Origin of the sequence: Celeribacter halophilus, assembly GCF_018860305.1 — a bacterium.
GTDB classification, from domain to species: Bacteria; Pseudomonadota; Alphaproteobacteria; order Rhodobacterales; family Rhodobacteraceae; genus Celeribacter; species Celeribacter halophilus_A.
Window position 1 is genome coordinate 1 of record NZ_JAHKPE010000037.1, and the last position, 23,349, is coordinate 23,349.

Here is a 23,349-nt window from a genome sequence, read left to right on the forward strand (position 1 = left end):
TTCCAAGAGTACAGAGATTTGGTGCTGACCCCCAGTCGTTCAGCAACCTCGCTGACTGAATATCCGCGCTCAACAACCTGCGCCACGGCATCCTGCTTAAACTCATCCGTAAACCGAACTCTTTTGTTCATAACCGTCTCTCCTTGCTTCCCAAATTACCAAGCAAGGCGTCTACAAATCTAGGGGCGCCTCATTCCGCCCTTTCTGTGGAAAACAACGTGTCTCTGATATGCAAAATGTCGGCTGCAACTGAAGCTCACAGGTTCAGAATATCCACCCGATTATAAACCCTCGCGCCTCCTGCGGCGGGTTCGGGTGCGAGTTGGGTGGCCCTGATCCTATGTGCCAGCTCAGAGGGCGAGACTCCCAGTTTTATCCTCGCTGTTTTCGGCGTTTGATAAATTTTGAGAAACGCGATCAGATCAGAATGTTTGATGAACTCATGTGCTTTTCCGTTGGGGGTCGTGCGTTTAAAATGAGTCGGAAGCAGCTTGTTTGTTATTATTATTCTCATCTCAAGTGAACTGAGACCCAATCGATGCTTCGCCTCTCCTAGCAGGATGTCTTTGCTTGCATGCCGATGCATGGCGCTCGATAGCTCTTGCCGACTGATGTGCAGGGCGTCCATTCGCAATCCTGGGGCCTCGACGTACGAACTGGGTAGATCGCCTGCTTCAAGGAATTGAAGAATTTGGCTTGCAGGACAACGGTAGATGAAAGCGGCCTGTCCAATGCTGATCATATCCGAGGGCCGATCTTCGCCTGATCGCGTCGTTGCTTGTGAGATCAAATCGAGAACCCTGTCCAGTTCAGCGGCGCTGAAACGCGGCTTTTTGAAAGCCCTAGTCTTCATGGGAGACACCGTCCCACCAACGATAAGACCCTTAAACATGACGATGCCGACGCCAAGGTGATCCGCGCTCTGTTCAAGGCTTTTGCTCGCAGCTAGTGACCTTATGTGGGTTTGGCAGCTTCTGACGAATGGTTTGACCGGCGCTCGTTTCACATTCGCATCGTAGGGTAGAAATCCGTCTGCGGTGAGTGCGGACTTGACCCATCTCGATTGCCGTCCTGTTGCGTGTGAAATTTTTTTGATCCAGGCATCGATCATGGCTTGGTCGCTAGACTGGCGCTGTCTGCTCACCAAATAGTAATCTCCTTGATCATGGCTCAGTTCCTGCATGAGTTTTCGAAAGGTGGAGCGTTCTTCTGGGCTGCTAGATTGCAGGGCCCAACCGTGCAGCCATGTGTTACTAAGTCGGATCGAATGTCGTCCCAACGCCTTGTCGATCTCATCAAAAATTTTGCCATGTCCGTCGCGCGAAACCGAAAGCCCTAAGTCGATCAACTCTCGCTGTTGCTGCTGTGGCGCTGTGTCGGGCCTGAGAGTTCCTGACGCGATGAACGCGCCCAGCCCTAGGCACCACCGCTCAAGCACATCGATTTGGACCTCGGACAGCCACTTGATCATCGGCGCCTGATCTTCCACCTGTTTCAGGGCGGCGGTTTCAAAGGCCGACGGTGCACGCGGTATTATTCGGGCCTCAAGAGACCTTATCCAGCCGGCTCAGGGGCGATGCGCAAGAGATGATCATAGCAGGTCGTGTAGTCGGCATAGGGCAATTCACAAAGCGCCACGCAATGCTGCGCACAACAGCTTGCCAAGCGCGGCAGCCATTGCCACCGCTGAACACAGCCATCGACCTGTTGCGCGCCTTTTTCCAAATCTTCGATCCAGCACACGGGGCAAATTGATAGGTCCTGTTTTCTGATCGAGCGGGTGAGGAACTGCTGCTTGTTCAGTTGAGTAAACTTTCCGCTCACCTTGGATGGGCTGCTGCGCAAAAGCTCTGGGAGATCTGAGCCGGTAAGTCTCGCCAAGCCATCGAGTTGTTTGGCATCACCTGCGCATATGCCAGCCTTACTTAAGCCGGTTGCCGTGCAAAACGTGGCAGAGGAAAGCGAAGCATTGACCGCTGCGTTCCGGGAAAGGACAGAAAAACCTGGCTCGCCCGGCATCGCGGCCAACGCGATGGGCAGTTTTGAAATGGTTGGAAATTTTAGCGACATAGCGTGTTCTCAAAAACCCGATTCGATGCTAGCAGGAATGCGTAAAAAATCCCGCGCCAAAAACGGATTCATGTCACCGACACAGTCAAAACGTAGCGCGTGCGCCTCGCGAAAGTGTTCGATGGTTATTTCATCAGCCTGTGCGATCAACGCTGTTTTTATCGCTAAGATGCAAATCGAGCACATTTCCCCAAAGGCATAGTGCGAGGCGTGCAAAAGCCTTTCCGCAAAATCCCTTGTCTTCACACTGCCGCCCAGCTCAATCCCCACTTCTTTGCAGTAGCGAGCAAGAACTTGGATTGCTTTTTTTGCATCCGCGGCGGCATCTAAAGTCGTCATGTGAACCACGCTATAGCGGCGCTTGAATTGTTGGTCAGAGTTCAAAAGCTCTTCAAATTCCGGCATGCCGATTAGAATAGGTACGACCTGACCTCGTTGCGGCTGAACCAGAGACTTGAGCGCATCACGCATGGATTTCTTATCTTTCGGGCCAGCAGCTCGAACGTGCTGAATTTCGTCCAGCACGATGACATGCGTTTGCAGGCGATCGATATACTGGGTGACGTATTGCCAAATTTCTTCGGCAGACTCCCGTGCTTTAGGTGTCCAACCAAATTCTAGCGAAATCAGCATGCGTAACCGGCGGAGAGTGACATCGTCTCGAAGGGGAACAAACAGTTGGTGGCGGGGGCTATCTCCGATTGAAGATGGAGGTAGTCCCAAATTTACCAATGCATGCTGAACGCTCGCGGTTTTCCCTGTCCCGCTGCGCCCGAGGACCACGATGCCTCGGGCATCATGTTCATAGCCCAACTCTTTAGCCGCTAAAAATTCGCTTACCGCGTTTTGGATCAGACACGCGACCCTGCGCGTGTCTGAATATTCGATAAAAATGTTTCCTCGAAGCTGTTGAACACGAATGTCGACTTCGGTGATTGAAAGAGGTTTTTTCATAGGTCATCCCCATCCATCCACCATGTAGGATCGTCATCTTGATTGTCAGTGTCGCCCTGATCCGCTTGTAACGTTGGTTGGGTGGCTTCGTCGGCAGGTTCATTCGGTTCAGTTTCAAAGCCGGTGATGACGTAGCCAATTCCGTCATCGGTCTCTCCGAAACCGGCAAGGTCGCATGTGTCATCTTCGACAACCGAAATCCCAAGGTAGAGCTCGCTCTCCAGTCGTTTAATATCCTCAGAGGTGGCTTGCTGTGGCAATACACCCATGATCCGCATCGCTTCGTTTGCGCGGGCACGCATGGCAGCCAAGGCATCTGCAATGATGTCGGTTTTCAGGGCGGCGCTTGCGGCATATCTGGGGCGGAGGATATGGCCGACTTCGATCCATTCATCCAAGGTCACTCCGTGAAAGTTTTCGATGCTGCAATCAACCTCCAACCATTCGCTTCCCATCTGGACACTGATTGTCCCCAAATCTCTTGGATCGAGGTAAAATAGGATTTTTTCTTTTTTTGGCCGACGGCGCACCGTTTGTAGCATTTCTGAATTGTAGGATATGCCAAGAACGGTGATGCCCCGCGCTGTCACGGTGCGCTCAAGCGGAATGCCAAATGCGCGACGACGCATTGGGCGGGGTAACTGGGGCGGTAGCCCTACGGTGCCGCCCAAGCGCTCCAATGCGTCCGCTGGGGTTTCGCCAAAGAGACCACGATGGGGGGTCTGATGGTATACGTCCACGACATACCGGATAAAGATCAGCGCGAGCTGATCGTCCGTTAAAACGGCGGTTTTTTCGGTTGGATAATCACCACGCTCTTTCGGGTTGGAAAAGGTCCGACCTGGAATGTAGGGCATTGCACGTTTGGATATTGTGCCAAAAACACGCTCTATAACGGCCCGAAAATGAGGTTCTCCCACAGTTGCATGTGTATATGTCGCATGAATTTCCTTAACGGCGCGGTGTGTAGCGCCAGCTCGAAATGCCGGACCTGTGTCGCTTTCAATACACTCGAAAGGAAAGCCTCGCCAATCGCATTGCGCACCAGCCGCTGCAGCTAAATCTGGCTTGTCTCTCGTCGCCATTTCGAGGGCGCGTATGGCGGCTTCTGAATTTTGGGACGATGCAACCACGAGGCCAACGATATAACGTGTGGCAACATCAATTACGACGTATAGCCAGCGCCGCCCCCGTGGTAGCTGGTCGATCGTTTTCTGATCCAGACCTTCGCGTATCGGTCCATTTAAACAGATCGTCCGCCCATCGACTTCCCACTCGTCCATTGCGAATGCTTGCCCGGGTCGAGTCGCGCGGCCCGTTTTCCCGACCCCGAGATATTTGTGTTTCGCGAAGGCTAGGCCTTTACGGCTAGCATCGACTTCAAAGCGATCAAATCGGCCGAGCCAATCGGTGAGAGCCGTCTTTCCGCGAGTTTCCAGCTGTTTCTTGTCCCCAGCTGCCCTGCGTTTGTTTTCTTCTCGGACGGCCTGGATGGTTTTTTCGACCACCTCTCGCCCAGAGTGTCGCTGATTCAGCAGGAACTCTCTTAGGTGCTGTTGAATGAACAAGTAGCTGTCTTGATCAATGTCGATTTTTGACGCGCGGCCCCGCCGATCAAAGAGGGCATCGATGCGACCCCCGGCAGCTTCGACTGCGCGACGCCACCTAAGGATGCTTTGCGGAGATGCGTCGCAAGAAAAGCCCTCGTTTTTCGAGCTAAAATAGCGTTTTTCGTAGATCTCGTGATATGCCGCCCATTCTTCAGCGGCATAGGCTTTGATAGTTTGATACTGTTCGGCCACGTACTCGGGCTTTAAAATTAGACCACCTTCGGCATAAAGGCGGTTGATGCCACACACGAAAAACCACCTGTTGCATACGAGTGTTTTTTGCGTCTGCGAGGCACCCTCAAGGCAGGCGTAAGACACTGGCTGCGCCTTTGCCTCGGCAACGGATTTATTGAGTTTTTCGTAGTTCCAGCGCGGACTGTTGACGATTTCTTGGAGTGTTTCCCAGTCGAAACGTTCGACTACGTCTAAGCCGTCATCTCTACGAAAATAGGCATATTCGCCGTCAGCATTTTCATAAATATAGGGAGCGCCGTTAATATGATATTTCGTGACTTTGTCAAAATTCATGCGGATGGTCATTGTGGCCTCCTAACGATCGAGTGGAGGTTAATGTGGCCTGTGCTGACGAGAGTGATGCGCTCTTCGTAAATGGCTCGAAACGCAGCGCGAAAACCGCGTGGTCCTGTTTGGCTGATCTGTATCAGGTCTGATATTGTCAGCTCACCTGCTAGTTTTTGCACCGCATCATCAATGAGCGCGTCAGCCTCCAAATCCGGGCAGAGGGCAAATCGCAGATAAGTTGCCGCGTTCGTGGCTTTTACCCGCGAAAAACTCTTTTCGGTAACGAGGCGGACTTCGTCGGCCGTCCCCTTTGGCATAGTGCTGCAAATCCGTCTGATTTCCGTGAAAAAGCGGCCCGACAATAATCTTGATGTAGGTTTGATGGCGACAGCTTCGCGGCGGCCACACTTGTTAGTTTTGAGTAGGTCGAAAAAATGGGAGCCCCATGACCCGTCTTCTTTTCGGTAACGAATAGGACCATACTGTTCCTGTACCTGCCGGACATTTTTATCGACGAGCGTAAGTGCTAAGTGATGGTACTCGAGCAGGCTATCCAAGCCATAGACACGCGGGAAGGTCGTTTCCAGGTCTGGCCAAACCGCAAAAATGCGACATGATCCACGCGATCTTGGATTGATCGTCCTGTTCCCTTGATAACTCGCGACAGCAACATCGTTTCGTTCAAGCTCTCCAAGCGTACTGGAAAACGCCTCTGTCGGTCCATAAGCACGCCTGAATGCCTCAGGCATTCCCGAGATATCACGGGGTATCAATTTGTTGACCCCGTTAAGTGTACGTTCAATTGGCATATTCATTGCAAAGCATCCCTGTTTCCGCGCCTTCCAAGGCCGGATGATAAGGACACGCAGGAGCAAGCCGCTCGCGCATGCCTGTTGACTTTTCTTTGCTGTGGTGGGATGAAAGAGGTGCTTAAACCTTCTCAAGGGCTCTGCACGCTTCGCGCTGCGGGGCCTTTGTTCTTTCATCAGGTAGGTTTGTTTATGTCATCAACGTCTCTCCTTCGGTTTCGCCGAGGAGCGTTGCAAGCTCTTCTGGGTCTTCGCCAAGCAATCGCGCGATCTCAGAGATCACCGGAAAACTCTTCCGATGCCCGCATATTACAAGGCTGATCGTCGATGGGCTGCGCCCCAAGTCTTTAGCAAGATCTTTGATCGTCAGCCCGACCTCGGTCCGCAAACGGAACTTGATGACTTCTGCCGTGTTGCGAATTTTCATATGCGAATTCCAGGCAATCTTGATTTACGGATACTCCGAATCATGTGTCTTCGCGAATCGCAAGTCAATCAAAAATGGGGGGTAACCTATTGATTTAATTGAAATGTCTAGTGTCATTTTGACTTTTAACATTTGGGTCGTCGTGGTGCGGGGAACGTTGAACCACTTGAACCGGTGCGCTCGAAGTGTGCATATCATGAGGGGCTTTAATGTGATGTGGGCGGATTGCGGTCGTTCGCTGCGGCCTGCACCAATGGCAGGTAGCTGGAACATCATTGCCAGCCTTTCAGCAGACCCAGACCGAAGCCCATACTTGGCTTCTTCATCGAAAATTTTTTATGCTCGTGTCAGCTTCAGGTTGAAGGCAGCCATTAAGGCAAAGATAGTGAGAACGGCGCGCATAACACGTCTTTTATAGTTTGGCAGAATAGGCATACATCTATGGTTTCTTTCCTAGAGATTTCACCGGAACAAATCCAACGCCTAGACGAACACTTGCTAGTGGAGCTACTCCGCAGGCTTGCCAAAGCTGAAATGCTGAAAAACGAAATCCCTTTGAGGGATGTAAATGTCCCAACGCAAATACATATACCCGATGGGGGTGAAGACGGCCGCGTCTCATGGAGCGGCGGTGTTAACGAGACAGACTTTCTCCCTAGTAGGCATACGATTTTTCAATGCAAAAAAAGTGATCCTGGGCCTGCGGGTTGCAAGAAAGAAACTTGGAAAAAGGGAACAGGAACCGCAGACCATCCGGCAGAACTAAACGAGGCTTTGGATGAGGCCTTAGCCGCTAGTGGATCCTACATCATCGTTACCGGCAGCGCCGTAGTCGGCACCAAAGTTACTGACCGGATCAGCAAAATCAAAGAAGGCATTAGGGATGCAGGTAAAAACCCTGATTTATTATCAAGTATTAGAATTTATGACGCAAATAAGTTATCTGACTGGACCTCCACCCACCCGGCAATTGCACTGTGGCTAAATAGCATTTTGCAAGAAGTCGATCTTGGGGGCCTGCAGTCTTTTGACCTATGGTCGCAAGATGGCGACATATCGCAGGTGCCGTTCCAGAGCAGCGAAGAGCCACGATTTCGCCTGATAGGCAACACAGCCCGAGCTTTAAGATCTGAGTTAGGGATCGATCAAGAGGCGATCAATTTTGAACAACTTCAGGCAGTGATTGAGCACTTCTTTGCATCTGGCCGAAACTCCGTTCGCGTTGTTGGTCCGTCTGGTTTTGGGAAGACGCGCGTCGTTCATGAACTATTCTCGAAGACAGGTGATAGCTGCCCAACACTCGATACTTCGTCAGTTGTATTTTGTGATTTTGAAGATGTCTCTCAGCGCCTTGGTAGCCTTGCCTTAAATCTAGTCTCAAGCGGAGCCGAAAGCATCCTGATCGTCGACGATTGTCCTGACAGTTCCCACAATGATCTATTCAAAAAAGCTCAAAGAAAGGGGGCCAAAGTAAGACTGATCACTTTGGATGTGGAAACCCAGTCTCAGGGTGTCTTTGGAAACCTTGTCATCGAACTACTACCCGCTTCAGATGACCTTATTAAAAGGATTGTAGAAGGCAGCCCTTATTCCAACGCGAAGAATGACGTTGGCTTCATTCGCGACCTAGCTCAAGGTTTTCCCAGAATGGCTCTAGTGGCAGCAGAAGCGGCGGAGAACGGAGACACAGCGCTGGTTTCGGTTGACGCATTGGTGAATCGGATTGTCTGGGGTAAAGAACAGGAAAATGCGGAAGCCCTTCGATCGCTGCAGTTCTTGAGCTTATTCACGCTTGTCGGCGTGGAAGGAGATATGCAATTTGAGCTTGAGCAATTGGCAAGCTTTATGGAAACACCGGCCAAAGACATCTTTCGCAATTTGGCAGCTTTTGGTGATCGTGGTATTGTTGGAAAAGTGGGGGACTTTGCCGAAGCGCGTCCACAGCCGCTGGCAGTAAGGCTAGCCGTTCAATTGCTTGACGCTTCGCCGGAGGGCGAACTCAATCGGCTTTTTGAAAAGATCGGCACCGACTTGCGTTTCAGATTGCTCAGTCGGCTGAGGTGGCTAAGTTTCGATCATCGTGTTGCCGATCTTGCATTGAGTATTGTCGAAACGGTTATCCCAAGTATCGATGCGCTCAACACAGACGAAGGTTCCAAATTCATGGATCGGCTCGTTCATCTGGAACCCGATCTGGCAATAGCTACATTTGAGAAATTCCTTTCCCACTTATCAATCGATGAGCTCTTGGAGTTCAGAGACGGTCGCCGCAATACGGTTTTGGCGTTAGAAAAGCTTGTTTTTCGAAATGATAGTTTTGAGTCGGCGGCCAAATTATTGCTAAGTCTGGCTGCAGCAGAGAACGAAAACTGGGGGAACAATGCTCACGAACAGTTTGTTGGACTGTTTCAACTGCACCTATCAGGCACTGAGGTTGAACCTGCAAGACGACTAGCGATCTTAGATTCTGGGCTGAAGCATGAAGATGCCAGAGTAAGGTCGGTTTGTATCGATGCGCTCGGCAAGATGCTGGACACGGGGCAGTTTTCAAGGTCTGTTGGCAACGAACGGATTGGCGCAGGACCAGCCCTCCAAGACTGGCAACCCGCAATCTATCAAGATATTTTCGATTTCTATAACGCAGCAATTGATCGACTTACAGATATCGCGTTGGAAGCGAACGTCGAGACTTATGAAAGGATTACTTCGCATCTTGGAGGCAGTATTCGTGGATTGCTTTCGTAACCCAATATTTTCGATAATCTACGAAGCCAAGCAACTAAAGTTATTGAGAAAAATCCTGCATGGACCGAACCAATCAAGTCTATAAACCAATGGTTATTCTTCGACAGCAAAGAAGCTCCGACGGACTATGTCACTCAGGTGCGTGACTGGTATGAAGAGTTGTTTCCAGACTCCAAAGTGGACCAGCTGTTGCTTTTGTCCGGAGGGTGGTCCGGCGACTTCCACGATATTAGTGCCCCGTATGATCGCGAGAGCGACACAGACCATGAGTATGCAACAAATTGCATTCGCGAGATTGTCTCCACTCTTTCGAGAGATGCGAACGACAACTCAGAGTTAGTTGGCAAGATTGTCCGTGGCGAATTCAACAGCGCTTGGGCGCTTGGACATGCGCTGGCCAGCCATGTTGAGGATCCCGAAGCATTGATGGGTTTGGCTTGTGAGGCGCTTCGCCCCCCAACAGAAACGGCAATATGCCTAAAAACATTTTGTGGCATAATATCTGGGGGCTTTGCTAAATCGCGCGATGCCGGAATGGCCTGCTTGGAGATCGCTCTGAACGCGCCTGAACTAGACGGTCACGCAATTTCGTTGATTTCAGCGGCTCAAATGGATTCTGAAATTGCATCACGCGTTGCACAGTTGGTTACGGATGGTCTGTGCGATCCACGATATGCTGCAACGCTGAGTTGTGGCCGCGGTTTTGATGATCTTGACTTTGAGGTTGTACAGCCGCTTGCAGATGCAATCAAACAAACTGGCCCAGAGGGAATATGGTCCGCCTTGGACTTGGTTTTTATGTACAGATACGGACAACCCGAAAGCTTTGTGGAAAAAGCTTCTTATGTGAAGGAACTTTGCTCTAATCCCGACATTTTCTCCGTTGAGGCTATCAGGGTAATGGACGCCCATCATTGGGAAACAAGCATTGAAAAACTCTTTAGTTCGGATCAGGTAGACGACGCGTTCGTGGAAGCCATTTGTGATCGCTCGCTGGAACTGGCAACCAAAGCGGAACATGACGTTCAGCTGGAAATGGATGATGCAGCGTGCAAGGTTTTATTACTCGCTGTGCAGTACGATCCCGCCCTGGTGTGGAACAGAGTGCTGGTAGCATTTGACAATGCAGATACCCTAACAGAGTGGCGGTTACATAACCTTCTAAAAGGTTCGGATCGAACGCTGGGTCAAGCTGGAATTCTGAATGATCTTCCTGAGGAGATATATCTGAATTGGATAAGTGAGAAGCCCAACGAGCGGCTTGAATTCGTGCTTGAATGGATCGAGTTGGTCGAGCAAGAAGACGAAAGCCGTCTCTTTTGGGCTTCTCAGTTTGTTTCGCTGATCGAAACCTACGCGTCCGACGTTTCTCAGCTTGGAGTAATCTATAGTAGGCTGCTTTCCGGAGTAAGTTGGGGTCCGTTTTCTTCTCGATTGAAACCGTTGGCTCCGCTTTTTCAAAGCCTTAGGAACAACAAAAACTCAACAGTAAGAAAATGGGCCAACGAATGCGTCAGGAGCCTAACCACAAGTATTGTGCAAGAAGAAAGAAGGGAAGCAAATCGGGAAGCAGAGCTACGAGGTTAGCATTCCTTAGATGTATTATGTCTGCTTTTGGAACCGAAGCGGCTACACACCCTGTGGTGTTTGAATGGCAGGAAAGGGCCGTTCCTTCCATTTGGCACCCGACCGTGGAGCGGCAAGGCTCCTCGTGCCTGTCAATATCTGACCTTGAGCCGCACCGCGCCTGCAGTCCGGCTTGGGTCGAAGATGCTTGAGGCACAAAAAGCAGGCCACCTGACGATGACGGCGCGGGACCCAAGTCGCCGCCGATTGCTAGGCCGGAGAGTGGGTGAATGCCACGGCTTTGGAACCGGCAATAACAAAACCAAGCCCGCTCTGGTCCGGGCAGATAAAACAGAGCCCATATAACCCCACACAATCGCAGGAGGGCACCTTACAGACCGTTAGCGAAACAAACCTACGGCAATTGGTCAGATCGTCAGGGGGGCGCCCAGAGTCCGGAAAATGACCAAGCGTCACAACTGTGCCAGAACGCTATCCGCGACCGCGGGTCTGAGTGCCAACAGATCGTGCGAGCGCGAGTGCCGCCTGGGTGAGGCGGAAACGAGCCTTTGTGCCGCACTGCGACGACACCACAAAAACGGCAGATTTCCGTGTCGCCGAACGTGATGAGGGCGATTTCACGGGGAAGCCAACTCACACCCTGCAGGTGAATGCAAAGCCGCTTGTCCCCCTGAAAACCCTTTTCAGCGACCACATCGCTGTGCGCCTAGCCCTCGACAAGCATAAGGACAGTGCAGGGGGATGGCGCTTGCTGCATGCCGTTCAAGATCTCGACCACACAGTTGACAGCGGCATTCCCCAGCTTTCACGTGCCGTGACTCTTTTGTTTTGCTTTTGGGAACATATATTTTGCATTGCGGCGATTGAGTGATTGCCGCCTTGTCAATCTGGCCTTCAACCATAAACGCACGGCTTGTCCCTGCAATAGAAAGCGAATACTTCTCACCATATGCAAAGCTCAATCGTCTCCAAAATCATGTCTCTTGTGACCGTCATCAGCGAGACGCGGAGCCCAATGTCATTTTCGGAATTGGTCCAGAAAAGCGGATTGAACAAAAGCACGCTGCATCGGCTCTTGGCGATCTGCACCGAAGAGGGATTGGTCCAGTTTGACAAGACCAATAAAGTCTACCTGCTCGGCCCCAAAGTGTTCGATCTCGTGCGTAACGCCTATAGCGGTTACGACATACAGACGATTGCCTTGGGTGAAATGACCCAACTTCACGACCAGTTTGGCGCAAACGTGACACTGGGTGTGCCAAGCGGATTTGAGGTGGTCTATTTGCGGGTGATTGAGGGAAAATTTGCCCTTGGCAGCACCCAACGCCCCGGAATGCGCGAACCGATGCATTGCTCTGCCTCAGGTAAAGTGCTCATGGCGTTTTTACCCGAAGAGATCGTCGCCTCGAAACTACAGGGTTACGAATTCACAAAGTTCACTGACCGGACAATCACGGATCTGGCCACGTTTAAAACCGCCTTGGCAAAGGTCCGCGTCGACGGGTTCGCCTATAATGACCGCGAAGAATACGACCATTTCCACGGCATTTCAGCACCCATCTTCAACCACCTCGGAGAACCCGCTGCGGTGTTGAACATATGGTCTTTGGTCCAAACCCATGCGACCGACGAATTGCTTTCGTGGGCACCATCATTGATGGCGGCGGCAGCGCGCGTCACAGGGTTGATCGGTGGCAAGGCGCCCTAGGCGGGCCCTAACTTCGGAATGGACGTTATAACAAAGTGCTTTTTGATATAGGTTTCGACCGTCCATTCGGTCCGGAGCCCTGCTTCCATTACAAACGCGTCGCCAGCTTCGACAGTGTAAGTATTGCCATCCGAGGCCTTGATCGCAGCAGACCCTTCGAGAATGTGGCAACACTCAACGAAATCGGTCATTGTTGCCGTGAATACACCTGCGGTGCTTTCCCATATCCCGGATTTGATCGCGCCCCCATGGCCGTCATAGATCATTTGGCTGTGTTGCACGGGGCTGCCGGCGACGACGCTGCCCGTCAGGTCTTTTTCGATGCGAGGCGGGTTCATTTCGCTAAATTTTATGAATTTCATCAGGTTAGTCCTCAAAGCGGGTCAACAATTGTGTCGAGTTTATCGCGCAGCGTCATCGCAGGGGCGGCCAAAGGTAGCATCTTATTGGCAATCCAATGAAACGGCGCGGGTGCTATTGGTGAGACGGGAAATGGCAAATCATGATCATCGGCACCAAGCGCCTTGCGTGCCAAACTGCGCCCCATCACAGAGGTCATCGCGATGCCGCGCCCGCTAAATCCAACACCGGCCAAGACACCCGACGCAGGTTCGTGAAGATGTGGCATCATTTCGGGTGTGACCGCGATGCGCCCCGCCCACGTTCTCTCGATCTCGATATTACGAAGCTGCGGGAAGACTGTGTGCAGGCCATTCTTTAAGCGCCCAACGCCGCCAAGAAGATCGGGATCGTCGCCGCTGCCAACGCAACCAAAGACGAGCCGACCATCACGATCATACCGCGAATAGAAAATGGCACGACGGCTGTCGGCGATCGTTACACTCTCGGGAAGGACGGTTTTGCGTTGCTCAGCCGAGAGGGGCGCAGTCGCCAGCGAAATACTCGTCATCGGGTAAAACGTTTGCTTCAGGCCGCGCCATAAATCATCGGTATAGGCGTTCGTCGTTAAGATGACCTGCGGCGCACAAACAGTTCCCCCTAAGGTCTTCACTTTCCAGTTTTTGCCAGTGCGCTCCATTCCTGTGACCGGACTTTGCGCATAAATCGTAACCCCGAGGCGCTGTGCCGCGCGGGCGTAACCACGGGTCAAGGACAGCGGCTGCACATGTCCGCCGTTCGGGTGGAACAGGCTAAATCGATAAGCGCTGGACCCGCTGCGTGCCAAGGTGGCCGCGCGATCTTGCACCGTGATATTGGCCCCAACCGCGTTCCACGCTTCGGCCAAAGCCTCTAACCTGTGCTGCGCTCGGGTGTTATGCGCCGCTTGCACCCAGCCATTTTGGACCGGATCGCAATCCACCTCGTATTTTGCAATGTCGGCGAACAAGGCATCCGCAGACCCAATCGTCGTGTTAACCAATCGAGCAGCGCAGGCATCGCCAACGCGCTGCGCAAGCTGGTTTGGCGTCGCACGCCACATCGGATTGCATTGGCCGCCGCTGCGCCCAGAAGCGCCCCAGCCAATGTCGTGAGCATCAAGCAAAATAACTTTTGCCCCACTTTCTGCGAGACCGATCGCGGTGCGAGTCCCAGTGAGACCGCCGCCCACAATGACAAAGTCGCAGGTTATGTCCCGCTCGAGCCGAGACACCTGTGGTGCCCTCCCTGCAGTGCGGTGCCAGTGAATGGTTTCAGTAGAAGACTGGGGCATCTTGATCTCACTTTCTAGTTTCACATTGCGAAACTTATATTTTGTAAAAAGAAACATAGAAAGCGGCCACCATTTGGTCAAGGCGTCCTTTGGGTGCCCAAGTGCGTTCACAATCCATTTGACGGATTAGGCGAATTTCTTTTACGATCATCATACAAAAACAAAGTTTCACAATACGGAACAATAGGGAAAACGAAATGCTAAAGAAAACACTTATGGCTGTTGCAGCAAGCACTGCTTTGATGGTCAACGGCCCTGCTGCAATCGCTCAAAGTCTAGAACTCACCGTTGGCTATTTCCTCGAATGGCCGATGCCAATGATGGCCGCGAAAAATGCGGGCACATACGACGAAGCTCTAGGCATGAAAGTGAACTGGGTTTCGTTCGACACGGGCACAGCAATGTCGGCAGCCATGGCCGCTGGCGATGTCCAAATCGCCGTATCCCAAGGCTTGCCACCTTTCGTTGTTGCAGTCTCCAGCGGTCAGGATCTTCAAGTCGTTGATGTCGCCGTAAGCTACTCCGACAACGATAACTGCGTCGTTGCGACCAATCTGGAAATTGATGCCTCGAATGCGTCTGAATTGGCAGGCAAAAAGGTTGCCGTTCCACTCGGCACCGCAGCGCACTATGGGTTCTTGCGTCAAATGGACCACTTCGGAATCCCAGTGGAGTCACTGACAGTTCTGGACATGGACCCCGTTTCCGGTGCGGCGGTGCTCAGCCAAGGTGCCGTTGACTTTGCTTGCGGCTACGGCGGCGGTCTTGCGCGCATGAAGGAGAGCGGCAATGTGCTGTTGACTGGCGACGAAAAAGAAGCGCTTGGCATCTTGGTATTTGACGTCACGTCTTCGCCAGCAAGCTACATTGCAGAACACTCTGATGTTGTGTCCAAATTCCTGGCTGTGACGGCTGCCGCAAACGCCGAATGGGCTGCGAACCCATCCGATGCAATGCTTGCTGTGATTGCGCAAGAGGCTGGTATGGATGTCGAAAGCGCACGCTCTGCGATTGCCACTATGAAGTTCCCAACAATCGAAGCGCAGCTTTCAGATGCTTGGTTGGGGGCAAACGCCGCGATCTTTATGAAAGGTGTCGCCGACGTATTCGTAGATTCCGGTTCTATTGATGCGTCGCTGGACAATTATGAGGGTGCAGTGAACACAGGCCCACTCAAGGCCGCAGCTGCCATGTAATGCGATTTCCCACCCGCCAGTTCACGCTGGCTGAGGCGCATTAGAATACTTGGCTCGCTTTCCTCGGGGCGCCTCCAACAGGCTGAGCCTTTGGCCTCAGCCTGTTTTTGTTTCCAATTGCTTCGGGCATCTTGGCCACTCATTGCTGATCATATTGAACAATTAAGCTGAAACGTCTGAAAAGTTTTCGCTTCCGAGGCAAGCAAAGCAAAACGTCGGTGTTTGTAGGTGTAGTTCCTGCCCAGAAGTGCAGGCAGCCCTAAAACGGACCTTAGCTGCGGAATTGAAAATCGGTAGTATGGGCTAAGAGCCCGCATTCGCGGCCAAAAACCGCAAGGTCCGCTCAGGGCCGTGAGTGACACACTGAAGAGAAACTTAGCGATCTATGTGGTGTCGAAACGGCTCTACAGGTTCAATTGGTTGCCTGAAGGGCTCAGGGCGTTAGAGGTTTGTGATTCTCGTAAGGCTGCGCAATTTAAGCTGATCGCGCGGTAGCTTGAATTCAGAATGTGTGAATTTTGGTATTTCACCTCAGTACGGCAGAAACTCAACAGTTAATAGAAGAGAATGGGCAGTCTAGCCCAAGACCTCAGTCTTGCCCGGTCAAGGTTTCAAGTTGGACCGATTAGGTTCCAATTTTGACCGAACATCATATTTGAGGTCATTGGCTGGGATGGTAGGATTCGAACCTACGGTACACTGTACCAAAAACAGTTGCCTTACCACTTGGCTACATCCCAACGTGGAGCGGTATTTAGTCTGAGCCCGCTGTCTGCGCAACCCCTTTTTGAGATGTTTTTTGAAAAAACCTGAAATGGTTCTGAAAAAATGGCGCGCTGCGTGAAAGAGGGGCGGCCTTTCGCAATCGTCCAGTGTTTTCGGACAGTTGCGAAAGCCTTCAAGTGCTTCCGGGCACTGCTTTTTAGGCCCGCGAAGTTACGCAGAGACCTGTTCGCGCAGCACGGCTGCGGTGAGCGAGGCGATCAGATAGATGCCGGAGAAGATCAGCATGGCCAGAAGCGTGTTCTCGAATTTGCGCGGGTAGGTCGGCTCGTCGGGCGCCACAGGGCGCGAGGAGAGCGAGAGGTAGCGCACCTGTCTGTTGGCTTCGACACGGGCCGCTTCGAGCGCCTGAATGGCGGCTGAGGCCATGGCCTGTCGTGTTGCCAAATCGACCTCCGCCATGCGCAGTTCTGCGGTGATGCGGGCCAGAGAGTCGGCGCCCTCGTTTGCCTGTGTCAGTTGTGCGCGCAGGCTTGCAATCAGGGTCTCCAGACGACGGATGTCCCCTTGCGTGCCTTCCACGCGGGCCTGGTTCGGGCGGTCGTTGTCGAGGAGCTGTTGCAGTTGCAATTTCTTCTGCTGCAATTGCGTTTCGAACGTGGAGACCTGCGCCATGATCGAAGAAGTTTCCGCATCCGGCGAGATGATCCCAAGCTGCTCCTGCAACTGCACGATCTTTTCCTGCGCGGCGAGCATTTTGGCCTCGGTGTCCTCAAGACTTTCGCGCGCGCCTTTCATCTGATCTTCGCGCAGACGCTGGGTCAACTGATCGACCTGTTCCTCGGCATATTTGATCAGGTGATCGGAAAATTCCTGAGAGGTCTCCGGATCAGCCGCGACGACTTCCATGCGCAAGAGGCCTTCGGTCGGATCGTAACCAATGGTGACGCGGTCGAGAAAGACCTTGTAAGCTTGTTCGTTGGTCGGATTTTTCGGCAGCCTCTGAAGCGGATCGATGGCATCGGAGGAGAAATGGTCTTTGAACCCCGCATCGGCATCAAGCCGGAGCATGGCGTCGCGCGAAGTCAGGTAGTCCTGCACGGCAATCGAATCCTGCGAGGTGGCCAGAGATGTGCCTGACAACAACCCGCCGAGACCGCCGCCTGCCGCCGAGGGCGATTCAGATTGCTGAATGATGAAGGCTGATTGGGTGGCATACATCGGAGTAGCGATCGTATAGAAATAGATCCCTGCCAAAATTGTCGGGATGCCCACAAACACGGCCAGACGTGCTGCCAGCAAAAGCATCTTGCGGCGGCGTCTTTGTGCGATGTCCTGCTGGATTTGCGAAATCTCCCCGTCGCGGGTCAAGCGCTCAAGGATGTCTTTCGAGGGCAGGGTGGATTTGTTGTCGACCGTTTTCGGCAGCTTGGCCTCGCCTGTTGGGGCCAATTCACGCGAAGGCGCTTTGCCCTCTGTGGTCACGAGGTCAAGCACGGTGCTGCGCTGGAAGGGATCAATGCCTTTTTTGCGCAAAAGCCGGACAGCGTCGAAATCGGAGGTGACGGCTAGCCCGTGTTTCTGCGCCACGCGCCGCGCCAGACGCAATTGTCGTCCGGTGAGACCCTCGCGCCGGATCGCATCAATTTCGGCATCAATTGCGGCTTCGTCGGCGGGGGTGACTTCACCCTGCACGGCTGTGTCCTGTGTGGTGTCTCCATCCGCGGCGCTCAGGTCCAGAGAGCGGGCGACTTTGCCGCGCTTGCTTGCGCCCTTGCCCGCAGGTCCAGAGGCCACCGCAGCGGCAGCCGAGCCGGGGAAGGGGGCGTCGCCAAAGCCATCGGCGCTGGCATCCGTGTCAAAGAGCTTGTCATCCGGCCCGAGTGTGGCCTGATTTGCGGCAGGTTTTACAATCTTTTCTACCTTCGCCGTGCTGGCAGATGCGGCCACGCCCTGCGCGTCTTTGGTGCTGCGGGCTTTGCGGCGCACGCGGAATTTCTGGGCTTTAACCTTGGTAGTCATAGAGTGCCTTTGCTTCTTCCAGCGTGTCGAACATATGAAGCTGACCGTTTCTCAATACGGCCGCAGAACGACAGAATTTTTCAAGTGTGGCGGCTTGATGCGAGACCACGACAATGGTGGTGCGTTCAAGCCGCTCGCGCAGGATGCTCCCCGCTTTGCGGTTGAAATTGACGTCAGCGGTCGAAGGCATGCCTTCGTCAATCAGATATATATCGAAATCCAGCGCCAGAAGCAGTGCAAAAGACAGGCGCGAGCGCATCCCTGACGAGAATGTCGATACGGGCATTTCGAAATATTCGTCCAGTTCACATAGCCAGCGGCAGAACGCTTCGACATAATCGGGGTCAAGGTCATAGAGCTGCGCGATGAAGCGGACGTTTTCGCGGGCGGTGTGTTTGCCGATCAATCCGCCCATGAAACCGAGCGGGAAGGACACACGACAACTGCGACGGATTTCGCCTTCGTCGGGCTTCTCCAAGCCGGACATCATGTTGATGATTGTGGTCTTGCCGGTGCCATTGGGCGCGAGGATGCCAAGAGAGTTCCCGAGCTCCACGCGAAAAGACGCGCGGTCAAGGATTACCTTGCGCTGCTTGCCTGTCCAGAAGGATTTACTGACATTGTCAAACTCGAGCATCGTTACGCGCCTTGATACTGCCTCACCACGCAAACCGCCAAACAGAATTGCGTGAGAACAGTGTTAATAGACCATTTCGGCTATATTATGTCGCCGGAGCGGCGGCAAATCCCTTTTTCACCCTGAAAATGTGGCAAGAATGGGGCCAACCCTCGAAATTTGGCTCCAAACAGGAAACAGTTGCGGGGTCAGGGGTGATGACTACGCGGATTGTTTCTTCACGCCACACAGTTTGCCAGCAACAATCGCGACGATCGCAGCAAAGAAGGAGAAGAGCGCCCCCATCTTGGCTGCGGCCTGCACCGGTGTGCTGCCCAGCATGGCGTCTGCGTCGAAGGCCACGGCTGCGATGAACAGTGAGACGGTAAAGCCAATGGCCGCCACGCAGCCGATCACGAAGAGGTCAATCGTCCGCATGCCCGCAGGCAGGCCGAGGCGGAAGACATGCGCTGCGAGAGCGCCCATAAGCAAGATACCAAGCGGCTTGCCGATCAGCAGCCCTCCAAGCACCAGCCAGGTCGGCGAGCCGATGGCATTGAACTCGACGCCCGCATTCAAGAGACCGAAGAAAAAGAGGATCACTTCGACAGGCAGTTTGAGCTTGTGCTCGATGTCGTTGAGAAGATCGTGCAGATGCTCCTCGGCGGCGGCAAAAATCCCGAAGGCCCGATCCGCGTGTGGGATGGTTGGAACGATGGGCAGCAGGCCCAGAGCCGGATGAATCCCCGCACGCATGAAACCATACCACGACAGGCAGGCCGCAATCAGATAGGGCCAGAAGGACAGGTGTTTGCGTACCCATGTCGAATTGGGCCGAAGCTGGTTGCCGACATCAAGCTTGCGCGGGAGCCAGTTGGCGAGAAGAAACACCGTGCCCGCTGCGATCAGGGAGAGCAGCAGCCATTGCGGCGCAAGCGCACCGGTCGGGTAGAAGATCGCGAGGATCACAAGCCCCGCCGCATCATCAGCAATGGCAAGAAGCAACAGGAACCGCACCGCAGGGTGTCCGGCCCCAAAAACCATGCGCCCCACAAGATAGGAAAAGGCGATGTCGGTTGCCGTCGGCACGGCCCAGCCGTTTTTGACCGCGTCAAACGTATCCGAGCCAAGAAGCATGGCCAGCCCCAGATAGACCGCAATCGGCCCGAGCATCCCGCCGAAGGTCGCGACCAGCGGCGTGGCGGCCTTTTTCCCGCGCAAGCTACCGTTTTTGAGGATCACGGCCTCCCAGACTTCTTTCGCGGCAATGGCAAAGAAGAACGCCATGAACAGATCGTTGAACAGGTAGTGCAAGGTCAGGGTGCGGTGGACATGACCGTGTTCATCCACATGGGCGTGCCCGATGAAGAACTGGTCTGCAATCGGATATTCAACGAAAGCATGGTAGGAGTGCGGGTCCACATTGGCCCAGATCAGCGCCAGAATCGCACCGATGATCAGCAACAGTGAATAGTTGGCGATAAAGTTCCAGACCTTGTACATTCTCAGCCCCTCTTAGCCCGATGCAGTTTCCTCCCGACGCCGGTTTCATCATTTGAACACGCAAGGGTGTTCGCAGATTTGATGAAAACAGGCCGTCCCGTTTCGCGCTTGTAAAGCGATAGTCCCGTAGGAAAATTTTATAAGCGCTCTTGTCGGGATAATTCAACCGGGCTCACAGGGCAAGCGCAGGCAGGATGTGCCGCGCTTGCCAAAGTGTTGTATGCTGTTCGGGGCTTCTTAGAAGGCCGACCAGATCAATCCCGCCAGAACCGCGCCGGTGAGGGCAAACCCGATATAGGCGGCAAAGACCCGCGGCTTGACCAAGGCCCAGACCGCGACCGCTGCGGGGATGCAAGACACGCCACCCGCAACCATGAAGGACATCGCCGCCCCCTCGGCCATGCCTTGCGAGATCATGCCGGACATCAACGGCACGGCGGCAAAGCCGTTGAGATAGGCTGGTGCTCCCACCAAAGCGCCGATGAGGATGGGGCGTATGCCTTCGCCGCCCATGACATTGGCGATCACGTCAGCCGGCAGGTAGGAGAGCATCACGCTTTCCAGCACATAGGCCACCACCATCCATTTGCCCAAGAACAGCAGGTTTTTCACAAAACTGGATTTGAAGGCGTCAATCCGGCTGTTCTCGCGCCAGAACCGCCATTCGGGCTTTCCGCGCAGCCCTGATGTGGCGCAGCAGGAGGGCTTGGTGAATTCCTTGAGAGGATCGGCGAAAAGCGCAGACCCGCCCAGCAGCTTGACGCCAAACCCGCCCAGAAGCCCGATACCCACGGCGGCCACGGTTTTGGCGATGGCAAAATCCATGCCCAACTCGCCTGCGGTGACAAAGAACATCGCAGGATCCATGAGCGGCGAGGCCAGCCAAAAGGCCATAACCGCAGAAAGCGGCACCCCGACTGCAAGCGAGGCGGCAATGAAGGGGATGACCTGACAGGAGCAGAAGGGTGAAATCCCGCCCACGATGGCGGCAACCATGATCATGTGGATTTCGCGGCCTTCAAATGCTTTGGACAACAACGTCTCCGCGCCGGAAGCCTGCACATAGGCCGTGGCAAGGATGGCGAAGAGTAGGAAGGGGGCGGCATGCCAAAGCGCGGCCAAGGTGAATTTGAAGGTCGGGAACAGGTTGGCCGGATCGAGGATCGCCACGGCGAGCAGGACAAGCCCCGTGACCAGCAACGCCTTGTCGAGTTTCTTCCAGAGCTGCGGCAGACGGGGCGGGGTTTGTGTGAGATCAGTCATGGCGGGCCTCCTGATCCGTGATTGGCGCCTCATGACAATGATGCTCTGGTGTGCAGGCCTCATCTGTGCAATCGGCGCAACATTCATCGAGCAGGGCGGTCAGCTGGCCTTGCAACGTGTCATAATCCGCTGCGATGCAAATGACCGAGCGCCCCTGTTTTTCCTGTTTCACCACATCCACGGCGGCGAGTGTTTTCATGTGATGGGTAAGTGTGGCCCCTGTGATACCAGTGCGATTGCCCAACTCTCCGATAGAGAGGCCTTTGGGACCTGCGCGCAAAAGCGTGCGCAGGACGAGGAGACGTTGCTCCGATCCCAGTGCGGAAAACAGGCTGGCGGCTTCGGCAAGGTGGATGTGTTCAAATTGCGAGGCATTTCGTGGCGCGGACATGGGGACTCCTGTCGGCTGTTGTGCGATTAATTTCTATATTTCTAAAAATATCAAAATGAGTCAAGTGGTGTTTTCGCGGCCCCCGTATTAGATTGATCGAATGAGTCTTGCCCAAGAGATCAAAAACTGCCGCCTTTGTGCGGAGCGTTTCAAAGCCACTGCCACCGCACACAGCCCACGTCCGGTGGTGTGGTTCCGTCCCGGTGCGCGTATTCTGATCGCGGGACAGGCGCCCGGCGCACGGGTGCATCAGAGCGGGCGGCCCTTCACGGATCCTTCCGGAGAGCGGCTGCGCGACTGGCTGGGGCTGGATGAAGCCACATTCTACGACCAAGATCGTATTGCGATTGTGCCAATGGGGTTCTGTTTTCCGGGGTATGATGCCAAAGGGTCGGATATCGCGCCCCCTGCGCTGTGCCGTAACACATGGCATGAGCGGGTAATGGCGGAACTGGGTGAGGTCGAGTTGATCCTGCCTGTCGGCCTTCACGCGCTGCGTTACCATTTGGGCCACAAGGGCAGTCTGACCGAGGCGGTCGCGAACTGGCGCGCCCATGCGCCGCGTCTCTACCCCTTGCCTCATCCGTCCTGGCGCAATACGGCTTGGCTCAGGAAAAATCCGTGGTTCGAGGCCGACCTTCTGCCCGACCTGCGCGCCCGTATCCAAGAGTTGCTGTGAAAGACCTGCTATGACCGAAGAAACCCCGATCGATCTCGCCCATGCTACTATGGAGGCCGCGCCCCAAGACGACACCGCGCGTTTACGCTTCTTTGAACGTGTCGCGGATGGCGAGTGGTTCTTGCTGCTCGAAGAAGAACATGACGGCGAAGGCCCGATCACTCCGCGCGTGTTTCCGGTGGAAGAGGACAAGTTTGTGCTGGCCTTTGATCGCGAACAGCGTCTGGCAGAGTTTGCAGGACATGCGCCCTATGCGGCGATGTCGGGGCGGGTTCTGGCCGAAATGCTCGCCGGTTCGGGCTATGGCCTCGGGCTGAACCTGACCGTGGCGCCTTCGGAGATGCTTTTGCCCGGCGCTGCGGTGGACTGGCTGCACGCGACTTTGGGCAATGCGCCTGCGGAAACCCATGGAAAAGCTGAAGAAATTTTCCCACCGGCGGGACTTCCCGAAGTGCTGATCACGGCGCTGGACGCCAAGCTCGCGATTGCGGGCGGGTTGGCGAAACTGGTGTATCTTGCGGGGGTTAAATACGAGGATGGGGTGCGGTCGCATTTGCTGGCTTTTGTCGATCATGTGCCGGGGGCCGAGGACGCCTTGGCCAAGCTGGTCTCCGAGGCGCTGATCTTTTCCGGTGTGGAGGCAGGTGCGCTGGATGTGGCGTTTTTCAAATCCTCCGATGCCCTGTGTGCCCCTCTGGCGCGGTTCGGCCTGCGGTTTGACCTGCCGGAACCGGAGCCGCTTCCGACCGGACCTTCCGCGCCGGGGATGGACCCGAATACACCGCCGAAACTGCGGTGATTTGAGTATTTTCAGCAGCAAAGGAGAGCGCCGGACCGTGTCACTTCGGACCG

Annotated in this window: 21 protein-coding genes and 1 tRNA gene; 7 read left to right on the forward strand and 15 right to left on the reverse strand. The window is 54.1% G+C overall.

From position 1 onward, the window contains the following. The 7 genes from KO492_RS16695 to KO492_RS16725 form a co-directional block, all read right to left on the reverse strand. The coding region (locus KO492_RS16695) for a transposase (RefSeq protein ID WP_216046053.1) at positions 1-131 on the reverse strand (131 nt) is incomplete at its 3' end. A gap of 125 nt (positions 132-256) precedes the next feature. Then, positions 257-1,471, reverse strand: a complete 1,215-nt coding sequence (locus tag KO492_RS16700; protein WP_216046010.1) for a hypothetical protein — start codon at positions 1,469-1,471, stop codon at positions 257-259. A gap of 83 nt (positions 1,472-1,554) precedes the next feature. Beyond that, positions 1,555-2,070, reverse strand: coding sequence for a TniQ family protein (locus KO492_RS16705; RefSeq protein ID WP_216046011.1), 516 nt, complete (start codon positions 2,068-2,070; stop codon positions 1,555-1,557). Positions 2,071-2,079: 9 nt separating this feature from the next. Next, entirely contained in the window at positions 2,080-3,024 is a 945-nt protein-coding gene (locus KO492_RS16710) for an ATP-binding protein (RefSeq protein WP_216046012.1), read from the reverse strand. Further along, positions 3,021-5,174, reverse strand: coding sequence for a DDE-type integrase/transposase/recombinase (locus KO492_RS16715; protein WP_216046013.1), 2,154 nt, complete (start codon positions 5,172-5,174; stop codon positions 3,021-3,023). The genes KO492_RS16710 and KO492_RS16715 overlap by 4 nt, the downstream gene beginning before the upstream one ends. Next, on the reverse strand, positions 5,171-5,971 hold the full coding sequence (locus KO492_RS16720) for a hypothetical protein (RefSeq protein ID WP_216046014.1): 801 nt from the start codon (positions 5,969-5,971) through the stop codon (positions 5,171-5,173). The genes KO492_RS16715 and KO492_RS16720 overlap by 4 nt, the downstream gene beginning before the upstream one ends. Before the next feature lie 184 nt (positions 5,972-6,155). Further along, the gene (locus KO492_RS16725) at positions 6,156-6,392 is read right to left on the reverse strand and encodes a helix-turn-helix domain-containing protein (protein ID WP_216046015.1); all 237 of its coding nucleotides are present in this window, start codon (positions 6,390-6,392) and stop codon (positions 6,156-6,158) included. A 441-nt stretch (positions 6,393-6,833) separates the two neighbouring features. Between KO492_RS16725 and KO492_RS16730 the strand changes: the two genes are divergently transcribed. From KO492_RS16730 to KO492_RS16745, 4 genes are all read left to right on the forward strand, one after another. After that, positions 6,834-9,137 (forward strand): hypothetical protein, encoded by a 2,304-nt coding sequence (locus KO492_RS16730; RefSeq protein ID WP_216046016.1) that lies wholly within the window; start codon positions 6,834-6,836, stop codon positions 9,135-9,137. 138 nt (positions 9,138-9,275) lie between these two features. Beyond that, positions 9,276-10,724, forward strand: coding sequence for a hypothetical protein (locus KO492_RS16735; RefSeq protein WP_216046017.1), 1,449 nt, complete (start codon positions 9,276-9,278; stop codon positions 10,722-10,724). 550 nt (positions 10,725-11,274) lie between these two features. Further along, positions 11,275-11,595, forward strand: coding sequence for a hypothetical protein (locus tag KO492_RS16740; protein WP_216046018.1), 321 nt, complete (start codon positions 11,275-11,277; stop codon positions 11,593-11,595). 105 nt (positions 11,596-11,700) lie between these two features. Continuing rightward, entirely contained in the window at positions 11,701-12,432 is a 732-nt protein-coding gene (locus KO492_RS16745; RefSeq protein WP_289847595.1) for an IclR family transcriptional regulator, read from the forward strand. Here the strand turns inward: KO492_RS16745 and KO492_RS16750 are convergent. Both KO492_RS16750 and KO492_RS16755 read right to left on the reverse strand, forming a co-directional pair. Beyond that, entirely contained in the window at positions 12,429-12,794 is a 366-nt protein-coding gene (locus KO492_RS16750) for a cupin domain-containing protein (protein WP_216046020.1), read from the reverse strand. The two genes, KO492_RS16745 and KO492_RS16750, sit on opposite strands and share 4 nt — an antisense overlap. A gap of 11 nt (positions 12,795-12,805) precedes the next feature. After that, positions 12,806-14,185, reverse strand: a complete 1,380-nt coding sequence (locus KO492_RS16755; protein WP_216046021.1) for an NAD(P)/FAD-dependent oxidoreductase — start codon at positions 14,183-14,185, stop codon at positions 12,806-12,808. Between the two features lie 116 nt (positions 14,186-14,301). On the opposite strand from KO492_RS16755, the gene KO492_RS16760 reads away from it, so the two are divergent. Continuing rightward, positions 14,302-15,300: a taurine ABC transporter substrate-binding protein gene (locus tag KO492_RS16760; protein ID WP_216046022.1), complete on the forward strand. Its 999-nt coding sequence runs from the start codon at positions 14,302-14,304 to the stop codon at positions 15,298-15,300. A gap of 665 nt (positions 15,301-15,965) precedes the next feature. Here KO492_RS16760 and KO492_RS16765 read toward each other — a convergent pair. From KO492_RS16765 to KO492_RS16790, 6 genes are all read right to left on the reverse strand, one after another. Beyond that, positions 15,966-16,040, reverse strand: a tRNA-Gln gene (locus tag KO492_RS16765). A gap of 196 nt (positions 16,041-16,236) precedes the next feature. Next, complete coding sequence (locus KO492_RS16770) at positions 16,237-18,045, reverse strand: capsule biosynthesis protein (protein WP_216046023.1); 1,809 nt, start codon at positions 18,043-18,045, stop codon at positions 16,237-16,239. Beyond that, a complete protein-coding gene (locus tag KO492_RS16775) occupies positions 18,029-18,682 on the reverse strand; it encodes an ABC transporter ATP-binding protein (protein ID WP_216046024.1) in 654 nt (217 codons plus the stop codon). The genes KO492_RS16770 and KO492_RS16775 overlap by 17 nt, the downstream gene beginning before the upstream one ends. A 201-nt stretch (positions 18,683-18,883) precedes the next feature. After that, the gene (locus KO492_RS16780; protein ID WP_216046025.1) at positions 18,884-20,164 is read right to left on the reverse strand and encodes a Na+/H+ antiporter NhaA; all 1,281 of its coding nucleotides are present in this window, start codon (positions 20,162-20,164) and stop codon (positions 18,884-18,886) included. A 237-nt stretch (positions 20,165-20,401) separates the two neighbouring features. Then, complete coding sequence (locus KO492_RS16785) at positions 20,402-21,427, reverse strand: permease (protein WP_216046026.1); 1,026 nt, start codon at positions 21,425-21,427, stop codon at positions 20,402-20,404. After that, positions 21,420-21,818 carry an ArsR/SmtB family transcription factor gene (locus KO492_RS16790; RefSeq protein WP_216046027.1) on the reverse strand — a complete coding sequence of 133 codons (399 nt, stop codon included), beginning with the start codon at positions 21,816-21,818 and terminating at the stop codon, positions 21,420-21,422. Before KO492_RS16790 ends, KO492_RS16785 begins: the two co-directional genes overlap by 8 nt. 100 nt (positions 21,819-21,918) lie before the next feature. Here KO492_RS16790 and KO492_RS16795 point away from each other — a divergent pair, with 100 nt between their 5' ends. Continuing rightward, entirely contained in the window at positions 21,919-22,497 is a 579-nt protein-coding gene (locus KO492_RS16795) for a uracil-DNA glycosylase family protein (RefSeq protein WP_216046028.1), read from the forward strand. A 10-nt stretch (positions 22,498-22,507) separates the two neighbouring features. After that, on the forward strand, positions 22,508-23,296 hold the full coding sequence (locus KO492_RS16800) for an SseB family protein (protein ID WP_216046029.1): 789 nt from the start codon (positions 22,508-22,510) through the stop codon (positions 23,294-23,296). Positions 23,297-23,349 lie beyond the last annotated feature (53 nt).